This window comes from Pseudoxanthomonas sp. LjRoot204_2, from assembly GCF_056175765.1.
The window spans coordinates 1-5,446 of record NZ_JBGFFG010000231.1 but is presented as its reverse complement, the minus strand read 5'-3'; the positions used below and the strand labels follow the sequence as shown (position 1 = coordinate 5,446).

Sequence of the window (5,446 nt, the reverse complement as noted above, 5' to 3'; positions counted from 1 at the left end):
ATCCAGCACGATGTCGCCATGGCGCAGCACTGGCGCGACGCGGCCCTGCGGGCGGCGCACCACCGCGCGCAGGCGAGCGCTGAGTTCCCCGGCTTCGATCGGCTTGACGAGGTAGTCGTCGGCGCCGGCATCCAGTCCACGCACGCGGTCGCTGAGCTGGTCGCGTGCCGWGATGATCAGCACGGGGGTGGTGTCGTAGCGCTGGCGCAGTGCCGCCAGTACGTCCAGTCCCGAGCCGCGCGGCAACCCCAGGTCCAGCAGGACCGCGGTGTAGCCGTGGTCGACCAGCGCCAGGCGTGCGGATGCGCCGTCTTCGGCGCGGTCGATGGACCAGCCGTCCTGGGCCAGGGCGGCGGCCAGGGCATCGCCGAGCATGCGATCGTCTTCAACCAGGAGCAGGCGCGACACGAGCGGGCCTCGGCGGGATATGGGGCGATCATGCTAGGACGACGCGATTAAACCGTCTTTAATGCGTCCGTGCCGGCCCCTGCAAACGCAAAACCCCGCCGTAGCGGGGTCCTGGCACTCCACCTGTCGCGGATCTCAACCCGCAACCTCGACCGGATGGCGCTCCCTAGGGGACTCGAACCCCTGTTTTAGCCTTGAGAGGGCCACGTCCTAACCACTAGACGAAGGGAGCGTTTTTGGTGAAACCGGCGTAGCGGATTAGTATAGGTGGCGGTCAGGTCGAGGGCAATCCACCCCGCCGGCCGCGTGACCCTCCTGCATGGAACTGCCGCTATTACGCCCGTCACCGCTCTGCGAACCATCCCGCGCGACCAGCACACCATTTCGCGCAAGGACATCAGCCCGAACGCGCTGCGTGTGCTCTACCGCCTGCGGGATGCCGGTTTCCAGGCGTACCTGGTCGGTGGCGCGGTGCGCGACCTGCTGGTCGGCGGCCACCCCAAGGATTTCGATGTGGCGACCGACGCCACGCCGGAACAGGTGCGCCAGCAGTTCCGCAACTGCCGGCTGATCGGGCGCCGGTTCCGCCTGGCGCACGTGGTCTTCGGGCGCGAGATCATCGAGGTCGCCACCTTCCGCGCCAATGTCGACGACGGCAGCGGCGACCGCGAGATGGACAACGGCAGGCTGGTCCGCGACAACGTCTACGGCACCGTCGAAGACGATGCGGTGCGCCGCGATTTCACCGCCAATGCGCTTTATTACGCCATCGACGATTTTTCGGTCCGCGACTATGTCGGCGGCTTCGAAGACACGATGGCGCGACGGCTAAAGCTGATCGGCGATCCGGAACAGCGTTATCGCGAGGATCCCGTGCGCATGCTGCGGGCGGTCCGCCTGGCGGCCAAGCTGGGCTTCGAGATCGATGCCGACACCGCCGCGCCGATCGCGCCACTGGCGCCACTGCTGGCCGAGGCCGCGCCGGCGCGGCTGTTCGAAGAGATCCTCAAGCTGTTCCTGTCCGGGCATGGCGTGGCGAGCTTCGAGGGGCTGGAGCGTTTCGGCCTGCTGAAGGTGCTGTTCCCCGAAACCGCCGCCGCGCTCGCGTCCAATCGCAGCGGCGCGTTGCGTCGCATGGTACTCGCGGGGCTGACCGGCACCGACCAGCGCGTGGCCAACGAGGAACCGGTATCGCCGGCCTTCCTGTTCGCGTTGCTGCTGTGGCCGGCGTACTGCCGCGCCCTGATGGGGCTGCAGGCCCAGGGCGTGCAGGCGGAGGAAGCGCAGCGTCGCGCCGCCGATCGGGTGACCCTGCACCAGTTGAACACGGTGGCCCTGCCGCGCCGCTTCTCGTTGCCGATGCAGGAGATCTGGCTGTTGCAGACCCGGTTCGGCAACCGCCAGCGCAAGCGGGTGACGCGCCTGTTGACGCATCCGCGGTTCCGGGCCGCGTTCGATTYCCTCGTGCTGCGCCTCGCCGCGTCGCCGGAGCATGCCGAGGATGTGGCGTTCTGGCGCGAAGCGCAGACGCAGTCCGGTGAAGAGCTCGCCGCCACGCTCGGTGTCGCCGCGTCGACCGACGCCTTCGGCGACGATGATGATGCGGCCCCGTCGAAGCGTCGTCGCCGTCGCCGCCGGCGCACGGGCGGCGCCTCGCCGGAATGACGGCGACGTGCCAGGCCTGCATTGGCCTGGGAGCCAACCTCGGCGATGCGGCCGATACGCTGCGCCAGGCGGTGGCTGCGTTGGCGGGCCGCGCAGGCATCGTCGTGCGGGCGGTCTCGCCCTTCTACCGCACGCCGGCCTGGGGCAGGGAAGACCAGCCCGACTTCATCAATGCCGTCGCACTGGTGGAAACCTCGCTGCCGCCGCGCGCGCTGCTGGACCTGCTGCTGGCGGTGGAAGCGGGGTTCGGTCGGCGTCGCGTCGAAGGCGAGCGCTGGGGCCCGCGCACGCTGGACCTGGACTTGCTGCTGTACGGCGACGCGGTGATCGACGAGCCCGGGCTGCGCGTGCCGCATCCACATCTGCACGAACGCGCCTTCGCGCTGGTACCGCTGCTGGACGTCCTGCCCGATGCCCGTATCCCTGCCTACGGCGCTGCGCGGGATGCTGTGTCCGTGCTGGAAATGTCCAACATCCAGCCGTTATGAGTGGATAATGCGGCGCTATGAGCACCCACGCCGACAGCAAGCCCTGGACCGTTCCCGCCCTCGCCGACGCCAAGCGTGACGGTCGCAAGCTGGTGATGCTGACGGCGTACGACAACAGTTTCGCCCGCGTCCTGGATGCCAGTGGCATCGACCTGGTGTTGATCGGCGACTCGCTGGGCATGGTGGTGCAAGGGCACGACTCCACGCTGCCGGTGACCGTGGACGACATCGTCTACCACACGCGTGCCGTTGCCCGCGGCCTCGATCGCGCCCTGCTGGTGTCGGACCTGCCGTTCCAGTCCGATGCCACGCCCGAGCGCGCGCTCGATGCCGCCATCGCGCTGCTCCAGGCCGGTGCGGAGATGGTCAAGCTGGAAGGGGCGGGCCACAAGCTGGAGGTCATCCGCTTCCTGGTCGAGCGCGACATCCCCGTCTGCGCGCACCTGGGCCTGACCCCGCAGTCGGTGCTGAAGTTCGGCGGTTATCGCGTGCAGGGGCGTGACGAGGCCGCGGCCGTCCGCTTGCGCGAAGAAGCGCGCGCCGTCCAGGACGCCGGCGCGCAGCTGTTGGTGCTCGAGTGCGTGCCGTCGTCGCTGGCCGCCACGATCACCGCGGACCTGGCCATCCCCACCATCGGCATCGGGGCGGGTCCCGGCTGCGATGGGCAAGTGCTGGTGCTGCACGACTTCCTCGGCCTCGACACGGGCCATCGACGGCCGAAGTTCGTCAAGGATTTCCTTGCCGAAGGCGGTTCCGTGGCGGGCGCCGTACGCGCCTATGCCGACGCGGTGCGCAGCGGGGCCTTCCCCGACGATGCCCATTCCTACTGACCGCGCCGCGCGCGACCACACGCCCCAGGGGCCACGATGATCGAGACCATCACCGAGCTTGAGGCGCTGCGCGCCCGCGTCAGGGAATGGAGGCAGCAGGGCCTGCGGGTCGGTTTCGTCCCGACGATGGGCAACCTGCATGCCGGGCATTACTCACTGGTGATGCTGGCGCGGCAGTACGCCGACCGCGTGGTGTCCAGCGTATTCGTGAACCCGACGCAGTTCGGGCCCAACGAGGACTTCACCCGCTACCCGCGCACGCCCGAGGCGGACATGAGCGGTCTCGAAGGCGCCGGCTGCGATGTCCTGTGGCTGCCCACGGTGGAATCCATGTACCCGTTCGGCGTCGGTCTCGCGGCCAACGTGCACGTACCCGGTGTCAGCAGCGTGCTGGAAGGCGCGCACCGCCCGGGGCATTTCGATGGCGTATGCACCGTGGTCAGTCGACTGTTCAACCAGGTACAGCCCGACGTGGCCGCCTTCGGCAAGAAGGATTACCAGCAGCTCGCGGTGATCCGCCAACTGGTCACCGACCTGGCGTTCCCGATCCAGATCCTCGCCGGCAGCATCGTGCGCGAGTCCGACGGACTGGCGATGAGCTCGCGCAACCAGTACCTGTCGGCGGACGAACGTCCGCGCGCGGCGGAGATCCGCCGGACACTGATCGCCATGCGCGAAAGCCTGGTGGCGGGAACCCCGCGCGCCCGGGTGGAAGCCGATGCCGCCCGGCAGCTTGCGGAGATTGGTTACGAAGTGGACTACACCGTGGTCCGTCGCCCCGACCTCAGCGAGCCGGAAGACGGCGAAGCGGGCGCGCGCGTCGCGCTGGTCGCAGCGAAGCTGGGGCGCACGCGCTTGATCGACAACCTCGAGTTCTGAGCGCGGTACAAGGCCGGCATGAGGGGATAAACTTCGCGCTCCCGCTCTTCGTGCCGCCGACATGCACCTCAGCCTGCTCAAGACCAAGATCCACCGCGCGACCGTCACCCATTCGGAACTGAACTACGAAGGTTCCATCGCCATCGATGGCCTGCTGCTGGAGGCCACGGGCATCCGCGAGTTCGAACAGGTCCATATCTGGGACGTCACCAATGGGGCGCGCTTCTCCACCTACGCGATCCGCGCCGACGAGGGCAGCGGCATCGTGTCGCTCAACGGCGGTGCAGCCCGCCACGTGCAGGTCGGGGACCTGATCATCATCGCCGCGTTCGCTTCCATGAGCGAGCAGGAAGCCGATGCGTTCCAGCCCACGCTCGTCTACGTGGACGGCCAGAACCGCATCACCCACACCAACCGCAGCATCCCCAAGCAGGCGGCCTGACATGAGCCAGGGTTTCGACGCTTTGCAGTCCCATGCCGCGCGCCTGCGTGCGGAGCCCTTGAGTGCACTGCTGGCGCGCGAACCCGACCGCATCGCCGCCCACACGCTGCGCGCCGGTCCCCTGTATTTCAACTTCGCGCGCCAGTCGTACGACGCGGCTGCCTGGCAGGCCCTGCTGGCGCAGGGCAACTCCGCCGACCTGGCGGGTGCGTTCCGTCGCTTGTTCGACGGAGAGAAGGTCAACGTCACCGAAGACCGCGCGGCCCTGCATACCGCATTGCGCGGACGCCACTCGGACGCGGTCGTCGCACGCGAGGCCTACGCGACGGCGCTCGATGTCCGCCAACGCATGGCGGCCCTGATCTCGGGTCTGGAAGACAGCGGCGTCACGGACATAGTCAGCGTCGGCATCGGCGGGTCCGACCTCGGGCCGAGGCTGGTCGCCGACGCGTTGCGCGATCCGTTGCCGGGTCGGTTCCGCGTGCACTTCCTATCCAACGTCGATGGCGCCGCGGCGCAGCGCACGTTGGCACCGCTGGATCCGGCAAGTACCGCGGCAGTCCTGATCTCAAAGACGTTCGGCACGCAGGAGACGCTGCTCAACGGCGGCATCCTGCGCGACTGGCTCGGCGGCAGCGATCGGCTGTACGCCGTCAGCGCCAACCCGGACCGCGCCGCCGCGGCGTTCGACATCGCGTCCGAGCGCGTGCTGCCCATGTGGGATTGGGTGGGCG

At 68.7% G+C, this 5,446-nt stretch carries 6 protein-coding genes, 1 tRNA gene and 1 pseudogene; 6 read left to right on the top strand and 2 right to left on the bottom strand.

Translation table 11 applies throughout. The features are described from left to right. Both AC04L7_RS11650 and AC04L7_RS11645 read right to left on the bottom strand, forming a co-directional pair. Nucleotides 1-408 (bottom strand): response regulator (locus AC04L7_RS11650; protein WP_475513054.1); only part of this gene is annotated, 408 nt, incomplete at its 3' end. 157 nt (nucleotides 409-565) lie between these two features. Then, nucleotides 566-640, bottom strand: a tRNA-Glu gene (locus tag AC04L7_RS11645). Between the two features lie 119 nt (nucleotides 641-759). On the opposite strand from AC04L7_RS11645, the pseudogene pcnB reads away from it, so the two are divergent. The 6 genes and pseudogenes from pcnB to AC04L7_RS11615 all read left to right on the top strand — a co-directional run. After that, nucleotides 760-2,073: pseudogene (gene pcnB, locus AC04L7_RS11640) on the top strand (polynucleotide adenylyltransferase PcnB); the annotation flags it as partial. After that, complete coding sequence (gene folK / locus AC04L7_RS11635; RefSeq protein WP_435999339.1) at nucleotides 2,070-2,561, top strand: 2-amino-4-hydroxy-6-hydroxymethyldihydropteridine diphosphokinase; 492 nt, start codon at nucleotides 2,070-2,072, stop codon at nucleotides 2,559-2,561. The pseudogene pcnB and the gene folK, both read left to right, overlap by 4 nt. A 17-nt stretch (nucleotides 2,562-2,578) precedes the next feature. Further along, nucleotides 2,579-3,391, top strand: a complete 813-nt coding sequence (gene panB / locus AC04L7_RS11630; RefSeq protein ID WP_296282615.1) for a 3-methyl-2-oxobutanoate hydroxymethyltransferase — start codon at nucleotides 2,579-2,581, stop codon at nucleotides 3,389-3,391. Nucleotides 3,392-3,427: 36 nt separating this feature from the next. Next, entirely contained in the window at nucleotides 3,428-4,270 is an 843-nt protein-coding gene (gene panC, locus AC04L7_RS11625) for a pantoate--beta-alanine ligase (protein WP_435999336.1), read from the top strand. A 61-nt stretch (nucleotides 4,271-4,331) separates the two neighbouring features. Then, nucleotides 4,332-4,712, top strand: coding sequence for an aspartate 1-decarboxylase (panD, locus tag AC04L7_RS11620; protein WP_296282617.1), 381 nt, complete (start codon nucleotides 4,332-4,334; stop codon nucleotides 4,710-4,712). 1 nt (nucleotide 4,713) lies between these two features. Further along, a partial coding sequence (locus AC04L7_RS11615) for a glucose-6-phosphate isomerase (RefSeq protein ID WP_475513053.1) occupies nucleotides 4,714-5,446 on the top strand: 733 nt, incomplete at its 3' end.